The sequence below is a fragment of the Bacillus sp. Je.9.29.b genome, from assembly GCF_051129925.1.
GTDB lineage: Bacteria > Bacillota > Bacilli > Bacillales > Bacillaceae > Bacillus > Bacillus safensis.
In genome coordinates this window covers 204,255-225,303 of record NZ_JBCPSO010000004.1, presented here as the reverse complement: position 1 = coordinate 225,303, position 21,049 = coordinate 204,255, and the positions used below count along the sequence as shown (strand labels likewise).

Below are 21,049 nucleotides of genomic sequence, written 5' to 3'. Positions count from 1 at the left end.
ATAGCGCCCCAACACTCATACAAAAAGGAGAAATAAAAATGTTTGTAACTTTCGGGGGCAGTGGGCTGTATCTTACAAACCTCACCTAATCATTCGTTTTTCTGGAGGCGAAATGAAATGATTACAAAACTACAAAACGTGAACGCAAATTCATTTGTTTTTGGTAAGGTCGCTGAAATTGCTAGGTACAACCCTTATTCGCTGTTTCCGCAACAAACGGTATTGTAGTGACGACCAAAAAATTTGTTACTTTTTCTTCCATACGAGTTCAGGGCGAGAATAAACAAATTCGACAAGTCGATTTAATTTTTCTTTTGAAATTTCGCACTCGAAAGTGAAGTATTTACTTAAATGAGACTGAGTACAACCACAATGCTTGGCTGCTTCCACTTGGGTTATTCTTCTTTTTTGCATAGCTTGTCTTAATTCAAATCGTTCGATATTCATTTATTCTAGTCCCGACTCCTTTCGCAAGATTTATTTAATCATTGCGTTATCATTCATTTTTATGTTATGTTTTAAATGGGAAATTATTTATTCCCTAGTATACGGTTATAGAAATTCATATGAACATAAAAAACCCTTGTTGTATCAAGGGTTCTTCGTGTATCCATTAATCTGTTATCAAATTCAAGCGGACATTTTTCTGTTTTTTCTCGCAATTGCTTTTCTATCCGCATCCAACTGTTTCCGGTGATCTTTATAACAATCCTCGCATAAGTAATGTCGTCTGGCATTCAGATCACTCAACTTGTTTTCACAATGATGGTTTTTACATTCAGCAATCACATTTAAATTTGTCTTCAGATTCCACAGGAGATCATTTCCAAAGCATCCCCATAATGTATCCTTGAATTTTGTCTTCTTAATGAAGAATAGATATTCAACTAAGATATCGACCACTTCAGTTTTTGTCACATTTAGATTCAATAGTTCGTTAGTGAATACCTTATACACAAACCATTTTTTATCAGATCTCTTTTCTTCCTTTTTCTCTTGATTGCTTAATCTGTATTTATTCGTATCCATCATTTTGTACACTTTGATCACTTCAACCATCTTTAATAAATCTGAATCCCCATGATTTATCTTCAATTCAAGCATTACACATTCGTTTAATCTTCTAATCCTTTCTAGCAATCTAGGGCTACGATCAGGTGCGCTTAAACTTTCATAATATTTCGCTTTGTATAATTCTTTATACTCTTTAAGGAGTTGATCTAATTTATAAATATTTTCTTTTGTTAATGGTTTTTTCTTATGTAATTTCGGACTCAAGAACAGTCTGTAATTAAACTCTAATGGATCCAACGTCTTATCAAAACTTCTTTTCGTTTCTCTTGCAGTCGGCATAATTATATCTATCTTATCAACAGTCATAGCACCATTAGGCTTTTCAACGTTTTTCTCGTCCTTGTCTTTCGCATATTTGAAGAAGTATGGCAGCTTTCGCCTTCTTGTTTTATCACCTTCTTCAACTTTCAAGAACTTTTCAATCTCATTACTAGCATGTGTAGCCCTTGTTGGCTGGTATAACGTTTTTGCGTAGTCTATTCCAAAGTTGTTCTCCATCGTTAACCATTTGATTACATCAAGGTTTACATCTTTGCTATTCCAAACTTTTGATATGTTATTAGAAAACTCTCCGATGTTGACCTTGAAAGAACTTCTCAGATTGTCATATATTTTGCCATTTTCAATGATATCTTTCTGAGCAGATTCCATTTCATAATAAAGAGGAAGAATTTCATCATGTTGGCCAACTTTCATATTTCTTTTAGCAATACTGACAAATTCCTTATCGCTTACAACAAGAGCCTTATCACCATCAAAATCAAACTGCAATAACCTAAATAGAGAGTCTTTGTTTGATGTATAGATTCCTTTTGTGATGAACCATTTCTTCGTTCTTTCGTTTATCACATTGGATCTGATGCCATGCTCTCTATAAAGGTGAGGAGAACGAAGCACGTCAATCTCTAAGCTGTCTTCATATAATTTACAGCTAACCTCTCCATCTTCAATTAATCCGTTTGGATTTTTCTCACCATTGAACCAAAATTCACAAGCTGCGTACAGGTCGGGTATTAAGAAAGTATGATGTGATCCTTTTAACTTTATTTTTCCTGCTTTAGCTTCCTTAATCATCCTCGCTTTAATTTCTTTGATCGTTTCTTTCACATGATTATCTTTTAATAAGCCAGGATATACAAACAGAGCTTCCTGGAGATTGCTTCGTTTCTCATTTTCTTCAACGGCTCCCATAACATCTAACATGGCATCAGTGCTCTGATAAAGTGTTTTGATCTCATTAATCGTAAGTTTTGTTAATCTTGTCATTTCGCTGTCTGTGATGTCCGTTAATGTTTGAAGCATTTGATAGTTAAGCTTACTTGTCTTTAAATTTTCCTCTTCCTCATTTAGTTTGGATGCTTCACAATTATATTCCTTGAAACAGCGTTTGTAGTGATCCCACTTACTTTCACTTTCGTTGCCATAATAGCTCCACATTTTAAATTGAGACCTTGTAAGGATCATGTGAATATCGTCTACCAGCACATCCCATTCACGACCATCAATGTCTTTTATAATTGATTTACCATGCTCTTTTGCAAACTGTTTGAAATCGAAAGGTACTAGCATTCCCTTCATAAATGGTGCTCTGAATTGAAATGGTTTATCTGCAACAGTTGGCAATATCATTCCGCAGCCATCAGTCTGATCGACTGGAATAGTCATCTTCTTACGAGTTATTTCATATGTATTACGATCAATATAGTCAAAGCTTCCTTCAATTTCATTCTCAAAGTCTGGAACAACTATAGCTTTATCAATATCGAAGCCTTCCCACACAGAACTTGCACTATTGGATAAAGCAAGATAAGCATTCCACTTATTGATATTCATACCGCCTTTAGAGTTGATCAATTTTTCATCAAGTCCACACATTAAGGTTGTTTTGTGCTTATTGAGCGATGACCTCTTGATGAAAACACCTTTCTTATCACGAATCTGTCCAGCAGATGAGGCATAATAGTCGTACTGCTTTTTATTGAACTTAAATCCTTTTTTGATCAGACTGCCGAAGACTTCTTCATAAAAACTTTCAACAATAATAATTTCATCTGAAGGTTGTTCGTTTTCTGTTTCAATTCCTAATGTTCTAGTTAAGGTTGATTCAAAAACACCAATAACCTTGTTAATATTGATATCTCCAGTGTTCTTGTATCTGATTGCATCGAGATTGAGTTCCCTTGTCTTTTTAAAGTCAGCCATTAATTTTTTCATTTTCTTCTTATTTTGGTTTTTAATAAGATTAGCAATCCCACATAATTTAACAATCTTTCTTCTAGTAAGACCTTCATCCTGCAACACTTCTATATTCTTCAGCTGCTTTTCTTCTGAACCTTCCAGATCCTTTTTGGCAACTATCTTCAAGGAATCAACATAATCAGTAATTATTTTTTTGGCAGGCCGATGTTTTTTCATTTCTCCTTCTTGCTTCTCCGTTAGTTCAATTGTATCCATTACCCTTAGACTAGCATTACTACTTTTGACTTCTTTCAAAAATTCAACGAAGTAAGTCAAGCTAAGATTTTCATTATTGATGACCTGTTCCTCTGGTGTAAAAAATGCTGATGTGTCTAATGAGTAAATGTATACTTGCTTTGATAAGTTTGATTTCAATGAATCTCCTCCAAATTGTTATTTCTATCACGAAGAATGATTAACTTGTTAATCATGATGAGAAGGTGTACAAAGCTTGCTTTGTGCAACTGCTCTTTTGCATGTGAGTGTTTATATAATACATGGGGGATGCTTTAGACAGACAATTTTCCACTGCGTTCCAAATTATCTATCGTGCAGCCAACCATCCCCCATACCCCCTTCAGACTGTGATTGGGATTTTGTTTTTCCTTTTAAAGAATGTTTTTCTCTAATATGTACATTGGAAAAAATAACGGATTGAAACGTTTTGCTCTTATATTTCTATAGGAAGTCTAAACCGTCAATTTTATAGTCCGTCAGGCAAGCTGTATTCAATCTCAAAATCCAGCTCATTAATTTCTTCAAGTTCCAAAATCTCTTGTGAGATAATCTTTGCATTATCTTTAATCACAATATCTATTAATTTCTTAATATCCTCAGAATATGACTGTTCAAGTCTAAATTCCTTTTGTTGTGGCAATTCACTTTCAGTTTCGTGTCTTTTAGAACCATTGACAGCTAATTTTTTACAAGCTTTTTTATTAAGCTCATTTTGATGTCGTTGCCTGTCTAATTTGTTCAACAGAAAATCCAATAATTTATCAGACTCTTCTTTCAAGTATTTATCATTCGGTGTGATTTCATATGCAGAATAATAAAAATCAATACCTCCAAGTTCTTTTAAGAGTTTTTTTGACTTTTTACAAAACTCCTTCCAGTCTTTTGAGATTCTAAGATTTTTGAGGTTTGTATAACCGAGCGATAGCATCGTGCTTCTCTCAGAAAATAAAATTAGACGCTTTTCGTCCGGCGAAGCTAAACTATGCATCCCATTTTTACTTACCTTTGTTACAGTATTACAAATAATCAGCCTTTTATTTTGAAGGGTTTTTAAAGCCAACTCAATCGCTCTTTTAAAAGAGTCATTTGTAGTATAGTAAAAGTCACTTACCACCTGCCTATCTACTTTGCAAAATATAGATAAAGCTTTTTTCCTTTTAAAACAATGACTGTAGTTTAGATTCACCAGATTGAGTTCCCTTAGAAATTTACTTTTGCTGATTATCAGGTTTCCACTATTCCTTTTCTGAGCTAACAGATCAAGAATTAAAATTTGCATGATGTCGCCATAAACAGTGTTATTCCCTTTCCGCTTCCTCTTTTCAAGTGGAGTTTCATAAACTTGATCAATGGTAATTAGATGTCCAACTTTGTTATATGTACAGTACCTTTCCAACTCTCTAAACTGAGCTTTCTTCGTATCCGATGATTTTTTCACTTCGATGCCTAATTCTTGGCACATAACTTTATAATTTTTGAATTGTTTTCCTGGTTTTAAAATTTCAATTTTTATAATTATCGCTCCCATGCTTTTCAGTAATAATATCTATGTAATATCTCGCTGTCTCTCTGCAGTTGCTATCGCTATGTTCATCTGTTGCAATTTCGTACATGTACTTTATGTATTTCTCATCTAACCCTAACTCCGCTATAAAATCCGTAAGCATTGCTATTTGATTCTCAAAGTGTTTTAACGCTTTGTTGGTGTTGCCCAAACCAATTTCAAGAGCATATTGATTGTTTTGAAGGAACTGTATTTCAGCGTCCTTCTCGTCCTCAAATACTTGATCAGTGTAATAGTGGTTATTATTTTGCATGCAGGACAACAACTCTCCTTTCTTCATCACAATCTAATTTGCATAAAAGAGTTGTTTTACCCACTTCTAATTTCCTTATGTATTTCAACTTTCTGCTTTCAATTAAATCAATATGTATTGTCGCTTCAGGACAGTATTCACTTGCAACGATTAATGAATCGCCTTCTTCATTCCATTTGATTATGTTCATTCTATGATATCCATCAGAAGTGAATGAGTTCATACTTCTGATCATTACACCTATGTCTTTTCTTAGATTAGTCGTTGACTCTCGATAGAGAATTTTTTTAAACACACCTTTATTCATCCTATAAGGCATTTTGATGATCGCTGACTCGATGTGGTCTAATTTCACTAAATCAGCTACAAATCCATTAGTGATTAGCAACGCATTCAATTCAGGGTTATAATATGTACCGTTGTTTTTTAATTCAGTTGTGAACCCAAGATCCTCTGCCATGCTTGCAATAGCCATACTTCTGAATTTGCCCAATCGCTTCCTCCTCCCTCCATTAAGATTTCTTGATAGTTAAAGACGAATTGCATCGGTTACAAGTTAAGACCAAACTTTCATCATTCACATAAAGATCATTAACTGCGAAATGCTCTCCGCCTATTTCATCAGTACCGTAAATCTCAGAATCAAATGATAGATGTATCTCATTGTGGCCAAAATCATTATCAGAAATTTCACTATGAAACTTCTGTTCCTTGTTAAACTTCACTTCGTTTCCACACGTACAAGTTAGATTTAAAATCATTTCAAGTTCTCCTTTTCAGATCATTTCTTGATATATCAAAAAGGCAGGGATTCAATCTCCCCACCTTTCTAATATGTAAAGCATTTAATTAAGCGCCACGACCAAATCCTGCAGTGCTGTAGTCAGAAGCCGTATCAATTTGTGTACCTGTAGCAACGCCTCCGAAGAAAATTGTACCTACAACAATAGTAAGTGCGAATACTTTTTTCATTTTTTCACCTCCCTTCAAGTGACAAGTTTTTATTGTTAAATTGCCAATACTTCTAGAATGAGTTTATCTGCACCTAACTTTTCAAGTTCAAGCAATGGAAAGCCAACAGAGAATTTGTCACCACTTAATTTGAAGTGTCTAATAGACTTATAGAAATAGTCCTCTGAGCGATGTAGCAGGCCTTTGAGGTACATATGCATACCTAACTGGTTGTCATCGTGTTCCTCGGCTTCTAGGCTATCTAAAATCGATTTAGCAAGCTCTAGTTCTCCTTTGCGGATATAAGCGTGAGCCACTTCTTGTCTATCAGTAATTTCCTCTGAGTCATGCTGCAACCATTTATTTTCTTTACTCCATAAGTTTTCAAGGAAGCACAAGCTTCTTAATACTTGAATTGATCTCTCTCTATTTTCAGTTGAGTGTTCTAAAGCTGAGAGAAAGCAACGCTTGCTTGTTGAGTAATCAGAAAGCATTAGAGAGTTACCCTGAGCTAAATATGAATAAGCTGTGATTCTTCTTACGTTCGAATTGAGGATGCCATAGCTTGTGTAGTAATGAACCCTATCAAGCTGATTTTGGTTAAAAGCACAGTTGGCTAGAAGTAACATCAATCGACTGTGAAATGATTGTTTTACATATGAGTCTTCCAGGTTATCAATGAAAACATTCTCTGATAATGATTCAAGTCTGTTGAAATAGTTGTTCCATAATGCTGGATACATCGGGATGATCATACTGTAGACCTTCATTTCCTCTGTCTTTAAGTTTAAGTTCCCAAGCAATCTGATTAAATTTTCAAAATTCACTAGACCTTTTTCTGCATCTCTTTGTAACTTATACGTTTTAGCCCACTCTATGGTTTTAGCATTCCCAGTGTTACTTAAAACAAATTCGATATAATCATCAAGCTTTTCACTTTGAGCGTTAACAGACAGGTATTCCAAAGCCTGTCTTGCACATTGTTTACCTGGATCAAGCGTGAATATGTAGTCACACATCAAATCAATCTCTCTGTCTGGATCAATTTCTTTTATCATATCAATGATCATCTGCAAGTCACTCGTTTCTTTTCCACTGATATTAAGAAATTTGTACAATCCTGATGTTTGAGAGTAACCTGCAATAGAAGCCAATTTTGCTGCAAGCGAAGAATCGTCTTCACACTTGCTTTTGATGAATGCTTTTAATTTGCTCAATCCAATAATCCCCCTAGTTATCTCTATATGAATTGCAATGTTCTATCTATCTCAACATCAGCTGCAGGATCAAATAGTTTGATCATCTTGTTGATTTCACTCTTTGGGAGCAAGTCAAATTCTTTGATACGCCTGTTGTGCTGAAGCCATAATGGAAATCGGTCTATTAGATCGTCATTCTGCGCTATGAACTCATGCATCATTATGTTTTGTGCTAGTTGCCAAGATGAGAAGTTTTGCATATCTCTCATTATAAATCACCTCGCTTCCAATTAGATGTAAATTTTTAATTGTGGGTTATTCAGTTGTCAAAGAACGTGAGTTGATTCTTAACGATTATCATAAATCAATTATAAATCATTGCATCATATGAATCAACATATTTCACATTTTTTATTTTTTATGATGCGTTTGATTATATTTGATTCATGATGTATAATTCGATATTGAGGTGAGAAATTTGAAAAGTAGTAATCATTTTTCCGAATTCCGAGATAATTTAGGTCAGTTCTTAAAAGTTAAAAGAGCATATCTCAATATAAGCTCTTCTGAATTATCTAGAACTTTAGGAAAAAACAGATCTTATGTAAGTCAGATAGAAAACGGATACAACAAAAAGCCAGATTATATAACTATGCGAAAAATGTTTCGTATTCTAGGTCTACCCGAAGAAGAAATTAAACCAGCGCTAAAACATTTCAATATCAGCCCTTCTTTAGAAGAAGAAATTGAAATGCATTGGGAAGAAGAACAAGAAAGAAAAATCGAAGAGGAAAATCAAGAGGCTCAAAATAATCCTGACTATGTGCCTCAGAAAGTTTTAGACTATATAGAAGAACAAAAAAGCCATGAAGAAATTGTCGTAGATAAAATAGATCGTATATCCGACAACTTAAAATCAGCTTTGGATTTGGGCTACTACGGATTTAATATCGCTGAGGGTTTATACAATTGTACCGAGGCCATGAAAAGCAAAAAAGAGTTCTTTTTATTCTTTGCTCATTTCTTTAAAGACATCAGTCCATACAATTTAGATGAGAAAGCATTATTGAGAGTCCTCAACACTTTAATCGAAGAGGAAAATCGAATTAACGAAGAAATGATTGCTTTTGGCAAACCACGCTTGAGAGAAAAAATTCGTTCTTTAGATACATCAGATGATATTTGGATCTAAATTTAAAGTTTTAAAAGGAGGTGAATAGATGACATATTCTAACCAATTGATCTCATTACAAGCGAATTTATTATAGTAAATTACATAAGAGAGTTCATTCAGGACTCTCTATCATAATTAAAATCGAAAGGTGGCATTTTATTGGCAAGTTTCCGTAAAAGAGGTACGACATGGCAGTATAGAATTAAATATAAGGATCCTGTAACACAAGAAGTAACAGAGCTTTCTAAAGGTGGATTTAGTACAAAAAAAGAAGCACAAATTGCTGCTTCAAAACATGAGGAATTACTTAGAAGTGATATAGAGGTTGGAGGTGGAGAAACATCTTTAAAACATTTTCTTATTGAATGGTTAGAAGTTTATAAAAAAGGAAAGGTTGCAAAAAACACGTTTAACATTCACAAAAGAAATATTGAGAATAAAATCCTCCCCTACTTCAAAGAGATTAAGCTAAAAGACATAACACCAATGAGATACCAAAAATTCATAAATACTCTTGAGGAATCAGGTAAATACAGCACAAGAACTATCGAGATCATACACGGTACAATGTATCATGCTTTATCGATGGCTGTTAGACCACTCAAAAAAATTTCATCAAACCCATGCGATGGAGTTGTATTGCCCAAAAAAGATCGATCCAAATCCAAACACAGTTTGGAATATATCAACTCTGAGGACATTGGAAAGTTCTTAAAAACAGCTCGTCAGGACAACTATATCTATTACATTTACTTTAAGACTTTGATTGAAACTGGAATGAGAAAAGGTGAAGCTGCTGCTCTTCAACGAAAAGATATCGATCTAAAAAATCGGACAATAGCCATAAACAAATCACTAGACTTCCAAAGAGACCCTGGTGAAGAAGTATTCGGAAACACAAAAACATATCACTCAGAACGAACAATCAAGATTACTGAGTCTTTCGCAAAGGAACTTCATGCTCATATGAAGTGGATCAACGATAACAAAATGGTCTTTAATGAAATATACGATCATGATCTAGACCTTGTTTTCTGCAGAGAAAAAGGAGATCCCTTACCAAAGTCCTCCCTCTTCAATGCTCTAAAAAGAATATTAAAAAAGGCTGAAATTGAAAATATCCCAATCCATGGACTAAGACATACTCACGCCGTTCTTCTATTAGAAGCTGGCCAGAGCATGAAGTTCATCCAAGAAAGATTGGGACATAAAAATATAAGCATAACTTCTGACGTGTATGCTCATATAAGTGAAAAACTCGAAAATAAATCTGTGGACAGTTTCGAGAATTACATCAACTCAATTCTGAGTTGAAATTTTTTGGTGAATTTGGTGGTCAAAAAGTGGTCAAACCTTTTTTGGATTGTGGACACTATAAATTTGTCCACCAAATTCTTTTTAAAAACCTTGTTAAATCAACGTTTCTTTATTAATACTGAGACATATACTGATCGCGTTCCCATGGGTGTACTTGGGTGCGGAACATATCCCATTCGATTTCTTTTGATTCGATGAAGTGCTCGAATAGGTGATCGCCTAGTGCGTTGATCATGACTTCGTTTGATTTCAGCAGCTCGAGTGCTTCTGCAAGTGTTGCAGGAAGGTCAGAGATGCCGTTTTCAAGGCGCTCTTCTTTGTCCATGACATAGATGTTTCTGTCGATTGGTGCTGGTGCTTCTAGTTTGTTTTTGATTCCGTCAAGACCTGCTGCAAGTAATACGCTTAGTGCAAGGTATGGGTTTGCAGATGGGTCTACGCTGCGCACTTCTACACGTGTGCTGATGCCGCGTGATGCCGGGATACGGATCAATGGGCTGCGGTTTTGTGCACTCCATGCCACATAGCAAGGTGCTTCATAGCCAGGTACAAGACGCTTGTAAGAGTTTACCGTTGGGTTTGTGACCGCTGTAAAGCTTGTTGCGTGCTTGACGATACCTGCGATAAAGTGTCTAGCCGTCTCGCTTAATTGTAAATCTGCTTTTTCATCAAAGAATGCGTTTTTACCATTTTTGAATAATGATAGGTTACAGTGCATACCAGATCCGTTTACACCGAACAATGGTTTTGGCATGAATGTCGCATGAAGACCGTGTTTTCTCGCAATGGTTTTAACAACGAGTTTGAACGTTTGAATGTCGTCACAAGAACGGATCGCGCCTGCATATTTGAAATCAATTTCGTGCTGCCCAGGTGCTACTTCGTGGTGAGATGCTTCAATTTCAAAGCCCATTTCTTCAAGCTCTAGCACGATGTCACGGCGGCAGTTTTCGCCTAGATCTGTTGGTGCAAGGTCAAAGTATCCGCCTTTATCGTTTAGTTCAAGCGTTGGCTCGCCTTTTTCATCTAATTTAAATAAGAAGAATTCTGGCTCAGGTCCAAGGTTGAAATCACTAAATCCTAGTTCTTCCATTTCCTTTAAGATACGCTTTAAGTTGTTACGCGGGTCTCCATCAAATGGTGTCCCGTCTGGCTTATAAATGTCACAAATAAAGCGTGCAACTTTACCTTTTTCTGCTGTCCAAGGGAAAATAACAAATGTGTTTAGATCTGGGTATAGGTACATATCTGATTCTTCGATACGTACGAATCCTTCAATAGATGAACCGTCAAACATACATTTGTTATCGAGAGCTTTTTCTAACTGGCTCACAGGAATCTCAACATTTTTAATCGTTCCGAGAATGTCTGTAAATTGCAGACGGATGTACTTTACGTTTTCCTCATTTACTAATTTTACGATATCTTCTCTTGTGTACTTTGCCATTTCGTAAAACTCCTCCCCTACAAAAGGTAAAATGTGTATAGCAATGCTTTTGCTAATTGGTTAACGGAAGAACCTTGACATATCCCCCTGCCTAAAGGTCGTTCCTTGTTGGAAACGTCCAGCCTGAATGAGTTCCTTCTTCAGTAGCTTCCTGAGTTCATCATCTGTCAAGTTGTGCTTAGCTGTAGCTTTTTCATCCGTCTTTGTATCAGACGATGGATTTTCTGCCTCAGCTTTGGCAAAAAGCTTTTTGATTCCTGCCATGTTTACACCTTGTTCGATGAGGTTTTTAATTTCTAGTAATTTATCAACATCATGAAAAGAAAATAATCGGCGGTTTCCATCACTTCTTGCTGGAAATACTAAACCATTTTCCTCATAATAGCGAATTTGTCTTGCAGATAATTCTGTTAGCTGCATGACAATCCCAATTGGGAATAAAGGCATTGAGCGGCGAATGTTATCACTCATCTCAACTGTCTCCTCCTCTTTGCTTAAATTTATTATATGTCATGTTATATTATGTGTCAACAAGATGTTAGGAATATTAACATGGATTTTTTTATTGAGCAGGTACTTCAATAAAACCTTGTTCCAATAAGGCATCGACAGCACTGCAAATCGCATTTTTCACATGGGCATACGTGAGTCCGCCTTGAACATAGGCAGTATAAGGCGGTCTGATCGGACCATCGGCTGATAATTCGATACTGGCCCCTTGTACAAAGGTGCCCGCTGCCATAATGACATCGTCCTCGTAGCCCGGCATATAGCTTGCATGTGGTGTGACGTGACTATTAATCGGAGATGCATACTGGATTGCCTGACAGAACGCAATCATTTTTTTAGGATCTCCAAATTCGACTGATTGAATCAAATCCGTTCTTTTCGCATTCCACGCTGGGTTTGTTTGGAATCCGAGCTTCTCAAGAAAACGAGCCGTAAACACTGCGCCTTTTAAGCTTTGAGCGACAACATGCGGCGCCAAGAAAAATCCTTGATACATTTCCTGAAGCGCATACAGCGAAGCACCCGCTTCACTGCCGATGCCTGGAGATGTCATCCGATAAGAGCAGGCTTCTACCCATTTTTCTTTTCCAACGATGTAGCCGCCTGTTTTGGCAAGGCCACCGCCTGGGTTTTTAATGAGTGAACCGGCCATGAGGTCAGCTCCGACATGACACGGCTCTTGTAATTCAGTAAATTCACCATAACAGTTGTCTACAAACACAATGATTTCTTCATTCATCTCTTTCACAAATGAAATCATTTGCTCAATTTCTTCTATAGTAAAGGATGGTCTTGACGCATAGCCTTTTGAACGCTGAATGCCGATGACTTTTGTTTTAGAGGAAATCGACTCTTTTACTTTCTCATAATCGACGGATCCATCTTGTCGTAAATCAATGGCTTTGTAGTCAATCTGGAAGTCTTTTAATGAGCCTGTCCCTTCTTTCCCGCGAATCCCGACAATTTCTTCTAGCGTATCGTATGGTTTTCCCGTCATATAGATCAATTCATCGCCAGGTCTCAGCACACCAAATAAGGCAATGGAAATTGCGTGTGTGCCGGAAATGATCTGCGGACGCACAAGCCCGCTTTCTCCTCCGAAGACATCCGCATAAATCTTTTCTAATGTGTCTCTCCCCATATCATCGTAGCCATATCCAGTCGTCGGATTAAAGTGAGAGTCACTGACTTTGTGCTTTCGATAGCTTTCAAGCACCCGCCACTCATTTTGTTCGCTCTTTTGATCAATTTGCTGATGCACGTGTAAAATCTCTTGTTCTGTTTCTGCTGCTGCTTTTTCTAAAATACTGCCGTGTTTTAATGTGTGAAACATCTTGATTTAATTCCTTTCCAACATATACTTCTTGATTTGACCTAAAATGGTCTGATCCTCACCACTAAATCCGGTGATATCATAAATCTCTGCTTCTTTTTGAAATTCTAGTGATTCCACAAGCGTTTCTGATTTTAATGCGGAGATGAGCTTGCCTTCATGCGCTGGAATCTTTACATGATATGGCTTTAAAAAGGCTTTTTTCAGCTCAGCCATAATATCCGCTTTTAACCTTTTTACATCTTCTTTGTGCTTAGCACTGATTAAGATGTGGCGATGCTTTGAAGATGGGATGAAATCTGGTCTAATTTGATCTTCCTTGTTATAAACAGTCAGCATCGGAATACGGTCCGCTTCTAATTCTTCTAAAAGCTCATGAACCGTTCGTTCGTGCCCTTCATAATCCTCATTAGAAGAGTCGATGACATGAAGCAAATAATCGGCTTCCTTCACTTCTTCAAGGGTGGAACGAAATGCGGCAATCAGTGTGGTCGGAAGGTCTTGGATAAAGCCAACTGTATCTGAAATCAGCACACTGTAGCCAGATTCTAATGTCATCTTACGTGTCATTGGATCAAGTGTCGCAAACAGCAGGTCCTCTTCATGACTATCCGCTTCTGTTAATTGGTTAAACAAAGTTGATTTTCCGGCATTCGTATACCCGACAATGGCAATTTGGAACACACCATTTTTCTTTCGGCGCTCTCGGTATCTTGTGCGGTGTTCTTTGACTGCAGATAACTGCCCGTTAATTTCGTGAATGCGGTTTCGAATATGGCGTCTGTCTGTTTCAAGTTTTGTTTCACCTGGACCTCTTGCGCCAATTCCGCCCCCTTGTCTTGAAAGGCTGATCCCTTGTCCACTTAGTCTCGGCAGGGCATACTGAAGCTGGGCAAGCTCTATTTGCAGCTTCCCCTCTCTTGTACGGGCTCTTTTTGCAAAGATATCTAAAATCAATTGCGTACGATCAATAATTTTCACATCTAAAGCAGTCGCCAAAGCTTTTAGCTGGCTCGGAGAAAGCTCGTCGTTAAAAATAATGACATCACATTCGAGTTCCTCGCAAAGCACTTCAAGTTCTTCTACTTTCCCTTTACCAATATACGTTGCGCTGTCTTGTCTATTTCTCTTCTGCGTCATCACGCTGACAGCTTCACCGCCAGCCGTTTTAGTTAAGGAAGCTAATTCTTCCATTGAGTATTGAAAGCGTTCATCCGTTACATGCGGCAATTGGCAGCCGACAAGGATCGCTTTTTCAGTCATTTCATGTTCATTCAACGTTAGTTGTTTCCTTTCTGTACTTAAGTTTTCAGTAGTACCATCATACCAAACACATCACACGTATACCACTATTCGGATGGTTTATTTTAGTGACTCTTTATAAAAAGGATACGCCATTTCAAGAAGGCGTATCCTCTTTCATTTGAAGATCGTGACTTTTAATGGTCAGCAGATCTTTTTTATCATAATGATCCACAAGAAGCAGTCTCATCGCCTGGGTTCGTATGGCTTTTTCAATGGTATTTCGCACAAACCGGCCGTTGCTGAATTTTGCCGGGCTTGTGGTACTTTTAATGTGCATTAAATAATCCCGCAGCTTCCATTCGGCTTCTTGTGTAAATACATATTCTCTGTCTGCCATCATTCGTTTTGCAATATCCATGAGCTGATCGACTGTATAATCAGGAAAGCTGATGTTGATTGGAAATCTTGATTGTAGGCCGGGGTTTAAAGAAAGAAAATGATCCATTTCCTTGGAGTAGCCAGCAAGAATGAGAATGAATTCGTGCTGTTTGTCCTCCATATGTTTTACAAGGGTATCAATCGCCTCTTTTCCAAAATCCTTTTCTCCTCCGCGTGCAAGAGAATAGGCTTCGTCAATGAACAAAATACCACCTAGTGATTTTTTAATTAAATCCCTTGTTTTTTGCGCTGTATGACCAATGTACTCTCCAACAAGATCACCGCGTTCTGCTTCAATTAAGTGACCCTTTGAGAGCACATTCATTTCAAAGAAAAGCTTCCCGACAAGTCTTGCAACTGTGGTTTTTCCTGTGCCAGGATTTCCTTTGAACATCATATGAAGCGCCTGCTTTCCTACCTTTAACCCTTGTTCCTGCCGTTTTTGATTAACAAAAATCCAAGCATAAATCTCTTTTATGTTTCGTTTCATTTCATCCATACCGACAAGGCTGTTCATTTCACGCTCTATTTCCCGTAAGATGCTGTGTTTTGCCTCATTTTTCTGCAAGGCTTCCAGATATTCAGCCTCAGAGTCTGCATCAACCAATACTTGCTTTTGTCCGTTAAGTATAATATTGATTTGGCCGTTGTTTTTATATGTGACAGCTCGCTCCAACGTATTCACCTCTCGCTCTTCTCTCTTTATTCTATTCGGGTGGAGCTGTAATCGTGACAATCGCCCGCTTAAGCCCAAGTTTGCTGTCAAAATGACCCGAGATACCGAATATTGTAGGGATTTCTGCGGTTTCCCAGGAAATGATGTGCTATTTCCATTGTATTCATCCCGTTTGGGCGGACAAACCAACAATTTGCTTTTTCTTAGAAAAATGTAGCTTTTTGATCACAAATCATGCAGAAAAGAGTCTCAATGATTTCCGCATTTTGTACAGGCAATTCTTCTATTTTCTCATAAAATAAAGACGAGGTGATGAATAGATGGTGAAAATTTTTATTGATCCTGGCCACGGAGGAACAGATTCTGGAGCTAGTGCTAATGGACTTTTGGAGAAAAATATAACACTTCAAATCGCGCTTTTATTGAGAGACATTTTGATTAGTGAATATGATGGGGTTTCCGTCCGCTTAAGTCGTTCAACTGACCAATCCGTCACTTTGTCCCAGCGTACGAATGCGGCAAACAGCTGGGGGGCAGACTATTTCGTGTCTATTCATATTAATGCTGGCGGGGGCACAGGGTTTGAAAGCTATGTGTATCCTGGCGTTTCAGCACCGACCACCACGTATCGCAATGCCCTTCATGATGAAATTGTCCGCTCGGTTGATTTTGCTAACCGCGGCAAGAAAACTGCGAACTTCCACGTTCTTCGAGAAACTTCTATGCCCGCTATTTTAACAGAGAATGGTTTCATCGATACGGCAGCTGATGCTAATAAGCTCCGCAACGCAACCTTCCTTCAAGGCATCGCTCGCGCTCATGCGACTGGTCTAGAAGAAGCCTTTCAATTGAAAAAAAAAGCAAGTAATCTTTATAAAGTGCAGGCAGGAGCTTTCAAAGTGAAAGCCAATGCAGATGAATTAGCAGCCACACTTAAATCCAAAGGCTTTGACGCGTTTGTTGTATTAGACGGTGGCATGTTCCGAGTGCAAGCCGGGGCTTTCCGTACAAAGCAAAATGCAGATGATCTCGTCGCAAGATTGAAGCAGGCCGGTCACGACGCATTCGTTTTCCAATAAGCTGAAGCTGTTGTAACGAAACAAACCGGCTCAAGTCTTCTGCTGAGCCGGTTTGTTGTGTATTCATTTATGCTAAGATGTTAACGACAAATTGAGACCATGTTTCAAGACGATCGAAGTATTCAGGCTTTTTCAAATCGGCTGCTTTCATCCATTTTCCTGAGATTTGATCTGTTTCTTTTACTTCCACATGAGCACCCGGAGATAGTTCAAGCGCTGATAACAGTCCGATGTGCACACGGCCGACACTGTTGTCATCGTCATTGATTAAACCAAGGGTTTTCATTTCAAGTTTGTCTTCTTCTTGAATAGAAAGTTCTTCGTCGAGCTCACGATCTGTATTTTCTTTTAGAATCTCAGCAAAGTTTTTTCCTTCGATGAAATTCATATGCCCCCCAAAGCCAAGAGATAACTTATGATGTAAGCGAGTCTCTCCTCCGCCTTGAAGTCTTTCGTATACGTACACTTCGTCCTCACGCTTAATCACGACATAAGGAATCGGCTGCTTGAAGTCAGGATTTTCTTCTGCATCGCCTCTTCGCATTTGCTCGAAGTGCTCTTCGATTTCTTTCATAATGGTGCTGATTGTTTTCTCTTCACTGTTCACACCATTAAACGCAAGTGATTCGTTTTGGAACACGCGTGCGCGTGGTGCAACTAAAATGATTTCGTCCATTTTTCCCATGTTCGGTAACCTCCAGTATGTAACACATTGTTAGAAATGGCAAAAAGCCAAAACGAGTAATGCGTTTTGACTTTTACGCTTTCCTTATGATTCATCTCCAAAGAAGAAGTCGTCATCTTTTAACGGCTCAACTGTTGCTTTTTTGTAGCCGTTCCCTTTCATTGAGAAAAAGTCATGCGACTTTGTTTTTGTATTGAGTCCGTTCAATACAATAGGGTTGATCTCTTCTTCTTCAAAGTAAGGGGCAAATCCAAGGTTCATTAACGCTTTATTGGCATTGTAACGAATGAACTTTTTCACATCATGCGATAAATTGACTTGGTCATAAATATCTTCAGTGTAATGAAGTTCATTTTCATAAAGCTCGTTTAAAAGGTCAATTGAGAAATCATACAGCTCTTTTTGCACGTCAGGTGTTTGTTTGTTGTAAATTTCTTGTGCTAATAATCCAACGTATACACCGTGAATCGCTTCATCACGCAAAATTAAGTTGATGATTTCACCACTTTGCATGAGCTTTCCTTGTCCATAGAAATAAAGCGGGTAGTAAAAACCACTATAAAATAGGAAGCTTTCTAAATAAACAGAAGCAACCATTGCTTTAAAGAGAGAAATAGGATCGTCCTTTTGTATCGAACGGTATAAACTGACAATCATATCTGCTTTCTTTTGCAGGAATTTATTCTTCTTGACCCATTCAAACACTTCACTGATCGTTTCAGTTGGTGCGAGTGTCATGAAGATATTGGAGTATGATTTCGCATGCACCGCATTTTCCATCATTGCCATAAAGTTGAGTACAGCTTTACGCTGATGGCCGTCCACATGTTCAGCAACAATCGGCATTCCTGTATTTCCTTGTTCTGTGTCGAGTAAAGTCAGTCCAGCAAGTACCTTCATGTACGTATCTCGCTCTTTTTCACCTAAATATTTCCATGTTAAGAGATCTCCGTTTAAGGAAATCTCTTCTGGAAGCCAGAACTGCTTCACATTTTGGTTGTAAAACATTTGTGTAAAATCGTCTTCGTGTTTTGACCAGTTGGCTGCATCATAAATTTTTGTCACGTTAAACTCTCCTTTAATCAAACAACACAAGAAAGACAGCCTTCCTGCCCTGTATCCTTCGTTCTTGCATAATAAAGTGTCTTAATGCCTTTATGGTGTGCATAAAGATCGATGCGGTTTAAATCACGCGTTGTCATCGTATCTTTTAGGAATAGTGTAAAGCTGATTCCTTGATCCACGTGCTGCTGAATTGTTGCGATCATATCGACCACTTTAAACATGTCCATATCGTACGCTTCTTTATAGAAGAACCAGTTTTGCGCTGAAAGACCTGGCATTGGGTAATAGGTTTTGCTGTTGCCGTATGTTCTTTCTTCGATACGTTCCATAATTGGCATAACAGAGGCTGTTGCCGATTGAACATAAGAAATGGAACCTGTTGGTGCAATACATAAACGATAGCTGTGATACATGCCATTTTCCGCTACAAATTCTTTGAGTGCTGCCCAGTCTTCTTTTGTTGGAATGTGCATGCCTTCAAATAGTGCTGCTGCTTTTTCTGTTTTTGGTGTGAAATCATTCTCCACGTATTTATTGAAGTACTCACCAGTTGCATAGCCAGAGCCTTCATAACGATGGAATGTTTCTCCTTTTTCTTTTGCAAGCTCACTTGAGCGTTTAATTGAATAATAGTTCACCATCATAAAGAACGTATTTGCAAAATCTCTTGCTTCTTCACTTTCATAGGCAATTTGGTTTTGAGCTAAATACCCGTGAAGATTCATCGCGCCAAGTCCAATTGACTTCATCGCTTTGTTCGCTTTTCGAACAGCCGGTGCATTGCGAATGTCCGTTGTTTCAGACACAAGCGTTAGTGAGTCTGTTGCAAGCTTGACTGTTTTTTCGATCGATTTGTTTTTCATGACATTCATGATATTTAATGAACCAAGGTTACAAGAAATATCAAGACCGATTTCATCTTCTTGATCATAGTCCGTGTAAGAAGAAACCTCTGAAGCCTGAAGAACTTCTGAGCAAAGGTTTGAGAATTTCACTCGTGAAATATGGTTCAAGGCATGCTCTCTGTTTACATTATCTTGGAACATGATATATGGATAGCCTGATTCTGAGCGTAGAACAGCCAATTTTTCAAGAAGCTTTCTCGGATTGACTTTTTCTTTTTTGACTTTCGGGTTTTCTACAAGCTCGTCATACATTTCTTCCATGTCCATCTCATCAAGATGCTGTCCATATTCTTTATAGACTGTATGCGGATAGAAAGTGTAAGCTGTTTTATCTTCTCTAGCAAGCTCGATAAATTTATCCGGGATGACGACTCCAATAGACAGAGTTTTCACGCGAACATCTTCATCGGCAGAGATTTTTTTCGTATCTAAGAAATCATTGATATCTCTGTGGAAAATATTCAGGTAGGCACTGCCTGATCCTTGTCTTTGCCCCATTTGATCTGCATATCTGAATGCATTATCAAGAAGCTTCATCACGCCGACGACACCTTTTGTCGCGTTTTCTACATCTTTGATTGCTTCGCCTTTTGCACGAAGTTTTGACAGGTTCAAACTGACGCCGCCGCCTAATTTTGACAGCTGCATGGAAATATCAATCGCTCTTGAAATATCGTTTAGTGAGTCATTTACTTCAAGCAAGAAGCAGCTCACAAGCTCACCGCGTCTTTTACGTCCAGCGTTCAAGAAGGTTGGTGTACTTGGCTGGTACTCTTGATTGATCATCAGTTCTACAAACTCAAGTGCTTTTTCTTTATCTCCACCCGCAAAGAAAAGTGCTACAACTGAAATGCGGTCTTCATAGCGTTCAAGGATTTTCTTTTTATCATTTGTTTTCAGTGCATAGTCATTGTAAAACTTAAATGCACTCATAAATGATGGGAATCTAAACTTTTTGGCATATGCAGCTTCAAAGACTTCTTTAATGTCTGCCATGCTGTATTGTCTTAAGAATTCTTCCTCATAGTAGTCGTTTTCTATTAAGTAATCAATCTTCTCTTCTAGATTGTGAAAAAAGACCGTGTTTTGATTAATGTAATCTACGAAATAACTATGTACAGCTTCTTTGTCCTTATCGAACTGAAACTTTCCTTCTTTTTGAATCATAATCTCGTTATTTAGTTGTATCCACTTTGGAACCTGATTTTGTGACAATTCTTTCTACCTCCTGTGTAAACAATTCAACATCCCTTTTTGTTCCGCTTAGTTCAAAGGTGTGCAAAATAGGAACTTGATATTGTTTAGAAATCGTATCGGCGCTTTTTGCAAAATTATCTCCCCACACTTTGTTGCCACTCACCGCAACACCTAGTAAAAGGTGAGCATTTTTCTCTAAAAAAGACTGAGTGGTACTAGGGACTTGTCCAAATCCTGTCGTAAAGGTGACGAGAATAAACGGCGTATCCAAAAACTCTTCTCCAGTCAATTTTCGTTTGTCTGTAAAAGGGGTCTTGTCCAAAAAGCGTTGAACATTTCCTGTTTTTGAATCAAATACGATTTGAATCAATTCCATCACGACCTAGTTTTTAGTATTGTTGATCATTTCGCTATTCACTATATATAGTATACTATGTTTTTTCAAAACACAACATATAGATG

The 21,049-nt window shown here is 37.7% G+C and carries 19 protein-coding genes; 3 read left to right on the top strand and 16 right to left on the bottom strand.

All coding sequences use genetic code 11. The annotated features are described in order from the left end of the window. Positions 1 to 246 precede the first annotated feature (246 nt). The 7 genes from AAZR19_RS09970 to AAZR19_RS09940 all read right to left on the bottom strand — a co-directional run bounded on the left by AAZR19_RS09970 (position 247) and on the right by AAZR19_RS09940 (position 7,534). Positions 247 to 447, bottom strand: coding sequence for a helix-turn-helix domain-containing protein (locus tag AAZR19_RS09970; RefSeq protein ID WP_008343997.1), 201 nt, complete (start codon positions 445 to 447; stop codon positions 247 to 249). Between the two features lie 183 nt (positions 448 to 630). Beyond that, positions 631 to 3,687 carry an RNA dependent RNA polymerase gene (locus AAZR19_RS09965; protein WP_434703004.1) on the bottom strand — a complete coding sequence of 1,019 codons (3,057 nt, stop codon included), beginning with the start codon at positions 3,685 to 3,687 and terminating at the stop codon, positions 631 to 633. A 328-nt stretch (positions 3,688 to 4,015) separates the two neighbouring features. Next, the gene (locus AAZR19_RS09960; protein WP_083703970.1) at positions 4,016 to 5,077 is read right to left on the bottom strand and encodes a hypothetical protein; all 1,062 of its coding nucleotides are present in this window, start codon (positions 5,075 to 5,077) and stop codon (positions 4,016 to 4,018) included. Further along, positions 5,052 to 5,366 (bottom strand): hypothetical protein, encoded by a 315-nt coding sequence (locus tag AAZR19_RS09955; protein ID WP_434703002.1) that lies wholly within the window; start codon positions 5,364 to 5,366, stop codon positions 5,052 to 5,054. The genes AAZR19_RS09960 and AAZR19_RS09955 overlap by 26 nt, the downstream gene beginning before the upstream one ends. Further along, the gene (locus AAZR19_RS09950) at positions 5,356 to 5,859 is read right to left on the bottom strand and encodes a hypothetical protein (protein ID WP_434703000.1); all 504 of its coding nucleotides are present in this window, start codon (positions 5,857 to 5,859) and stop codon (positions 5,356 to 5,358) included. Before AAZR19_RS09950 ends, AAZR19_RS09955 begins: the two co-directional genes overlap by 11 nt. 356 nt (positions 5,860 to 6,215) lie before the next feature. Beyond that, positions 6,216 to 6,338 (bottom strand): hypothetical protein, encoded by a 123-nt coding sequence (locus AAZR19_RS09945; protein WP_434702998.1) that lies wholly within the window; start codon positions 6,336 to 6,338, stop codon positions 6,216 to 6,218. A gap of 35 nt (positions 6,339 to 6,373) precedes the next feature. Continuing rightward, a complete protein-coding gene (locus tag AAZR19_RS09940) occupies positions 6,374 to 7,534 on the bottom strand; it encodes an AimR family lysis-lysogeny pheromone receptor (RefSeq protein WP_434702996.1) in 1,161 nt (386 codons plus the stop codon). Between the two features lie 460 nt (positions 7,535 to 7,994). On the opposite strand from AAZR19_RS09940, the gene AAZR19_RS09935 reads away from it, so the two are divergent. Beyond that, a complete protein-coding gene (locus AAZR19_RS09935; RefSeq protein ID WP_434702994.1) occupies positions 7,995 to 8,708 on the top strand; it encodes a helix-turn-helix domain-containing protein in 714 nt (237 codons plus the stop codon). A 141-nt stretch (positions 8,709 to 8,849) separates the two neighbouring features. Further along, positions 8,850 to 10,004, top strand: coding sequence for a tyrosine-type recombinase/integrase (locus AAZR19_RS09930; protein ID WP_076839627.1), 1,155 nt, complete (start codon positions 8,850 to 8,852; stop codon positions 10,002 to 10,004). Between the two features lie 115 nt (positions 10,005 to 10,119). Here the strand turns inward: AAZR19_RS09930 and glnA are convergent, their stop codons facing one another. The 5 genes from glnA to spoVK form a co-directional block, all read right to left on the bottom strand. After that, positions 10,120 to 11,454: a type I glutamate--ammonia ligase gene (gene glnA / locus AAZR19_RS09925; protein ID WP_024427046.1), complete on the bottom strand. Its 1,335-nt coding sequence runs from the start codon at positions 11,452 to 11,454 to the stop codon at positions 10,120 to 10,122. Positions 11,455 to 11,514: 60 nt separating this feature from the next. Further along, positions 11,515 to 11,925 carry a MerR family transcriptional regulator gene (locus AAZR19_RS09920; RefSeq protein WP_041109160.1) on the bottom strand — a complete coding sequence of 137 codons (411 nt, stop codon included), beginning with the start codon at positions 11,923 to 11,925 and terminating at the stop codon, positions 11,515 to 11,517. A 91-nt stretch (positions 11,926 to 12,016) separates the two neighbouring features. Then, the gene (locus AAZR19_RS09915) at positions 12,017 to 13,297 is read right to left on the bottom strand and encodes an aminotransferase class I/II-fold pyridoxal phosphate-dependent enzyme (protein WP_041109157.1); all 1,281 of its coding nucleotides are present in this window, start codon (positions 13,295 to 13,297) and stop codon (positions 12,017 to 12,019) included. Positions 13,298 to 13,303: 6 nt separating this feature from the next. Continuing rightward, positions 13,304 to 14,575 (bottom strand): GTPase HflX, encoded by a 1,272-nt coding sequence (hflX, locus tag AAZR19_RS09910; RefSeq protein WP_041109155.1) that lies wholly within the window; start codon positions 14,573 to 14,575, stop codon positions 13,304 to 13,306. A gap of 121 nt (positions 14,576 to 14,696) precedes the next feature. Beyond that, positions 14,697 to 15,656, bottom strand: a complete 960-nt coding sequence (spoVK, locus tag AAZR19_RS09905) for a stage V sporulation protein K (RefSeq protein ID WP_024424083.1) — start codon at positions 15,654 to 15,656, stop codon at positions 14,697 to 14,699. Between the two features lie 320 nt (positions 15,657 to 15,976). Here spoVK and AAZR19_RS09900 point away from each other — a divergent pair, with 320 nt between their 5' ends. Further along, entirely contained in the window at positions 15,977 to 16,735 is a 759-nt protein-coding gene (locus AAZR19_RS09900; RefSeq protein WP_024427042.1) for an N-acetylmuramoyl-L-alanine amidase, read from the top strand. A 67-nt stretch (positions 16,736 to 16,802) separates the two neighbouring features. On the opposite strand, the gene AAZR19_RS09895 is transcribed toward AAZR19_RS09900, so the two are convergent. The 4 genes from AAZR19_RS09895 to nrdI form a co-directional block, all read right to left on the bottom strand. Continuing rightward, positions 16,803 to 17,420, bottom strand: a complete 618-nt coding sequence (locus tag AAZR19_RS09895; protein WP_076839623.1) for a hypothetical protein — start codon at positions 17,418 to 17,420, stop codon at positions 16,803 to 16,805. Positions 17,421 to 17,504: 84 nt separating this feature from the next. Beyond that, complete coding sequence (gene nrdF, locus AAZR19_RS09890; protein WP_024424085.1) at positions 17,505 to 18,485, bottom strand: class 1b ribonucleoside-diphosphate reductase subunit beta; 981 nt, start codon at positions 18,483 to 18,485, stop codon at positions 17,505 to 17,507. A gap of 17 nt (positions 18,486 to 18,502) precedes the next feature. Next, positions 18,503 to 20,605, bottom strand: a complete 2,103-nt coding sequence (gene nrdE / locus AAZR19_RS09885; protein ID WP_034281935.1) for a class 1b ribonucleoside-diphosphate reductase subunit alpha — start codon at positions 20,603 to 20,605, stop codon at positions 18,503 to 18,505. Beyond that, positions 20,565 to 20,957 carry a class Ib ribonucleoside-diphosphate reductase assembly flavoprotein NrdI gene (gene nrdI / locus AAZR19_RS09880; RefSeq protein ID WP_434702989.1) on the bottom strand — a complete coding sequence of 131 codons (393 nt, stop codon included), beginning with the start codon at positions 20,955 to 20,957 and terminating at the stop codon, positions 20,565 to 20,567. The genes nrdE and nrdI overlap by 41 nt, the downstream gene beginning before the upstream one ends. Positions 20,958 to 21,049: the final 92 nt, after the last annotated feature.

Excerpts from the sequence above, each read along its gene's own strand:
- AAZR19_RS09955 (WP_434703002.1), bottom strand. The coding sequence starts at position 5,366 with ATGCAAAATAATAACCACTATTACACTGATCAAGTATTTGAGGACGAG.
- AAZR19_RS09900 (WP_024427042.1), top strand. The coding sequence starts at position 15,977 with ATGGTGAAAATTTTTATTGATCCTGGCCACGGAGGAACAGATTCTGGA.
- AAZR19_RS09970 (WP_008343997.1), bottom strand. The coding sequence starts at position 447 with ATGAATATCGAACGATTTGAATTAAGACAAGCTATGCAAAAAAGAAGA.
- AAZR19_RS09920 (WP_041109160.1), bottom strand. The coding sequence starts at position 11,925 with ATGAGTGATAACATTCGCCGCTCAATGCCTTTATTCCCAATTGGGATT.
- AAZR19_RS09915 (WP_041109157.1), bottom strand. The coding sequence starts at position 13,297 with ATGTTTCACACATTAAAACACGGCAGTATTTTAGAAAAAGCAGCAGCA.
- AAZR19_RS09945 (WP_434702998.1), bottom strand. The coding sequence starts at position 6,338 with ATGAAAAAAGTATTCGCACTTACTATTGTTGTAGGTACAATTTTCTTC.
- AAZR19_RS09895 (WP_076839623.1), bottom strand. The coding sequence starts at position 17,420 with ATGGGAAAAATGGACGAAATCATTTTAGTTGCACCACGCGCACGCGTG.
- AAZR19_RS09960 (WP_083703970.1), bottom strand. The coding sequence starts at position 5,077 with ATGGGAGCGATAATTATAAAAATTGAAATTTTAAAACCAGGAAAACAA.
- glnA (WP_024427046.1), bottom strand. The coding sequence starts at position 11,454 with ATGGCAAAGTACACAAGAGAAGATATCGTAAAATTAGTAAATGAGGAA.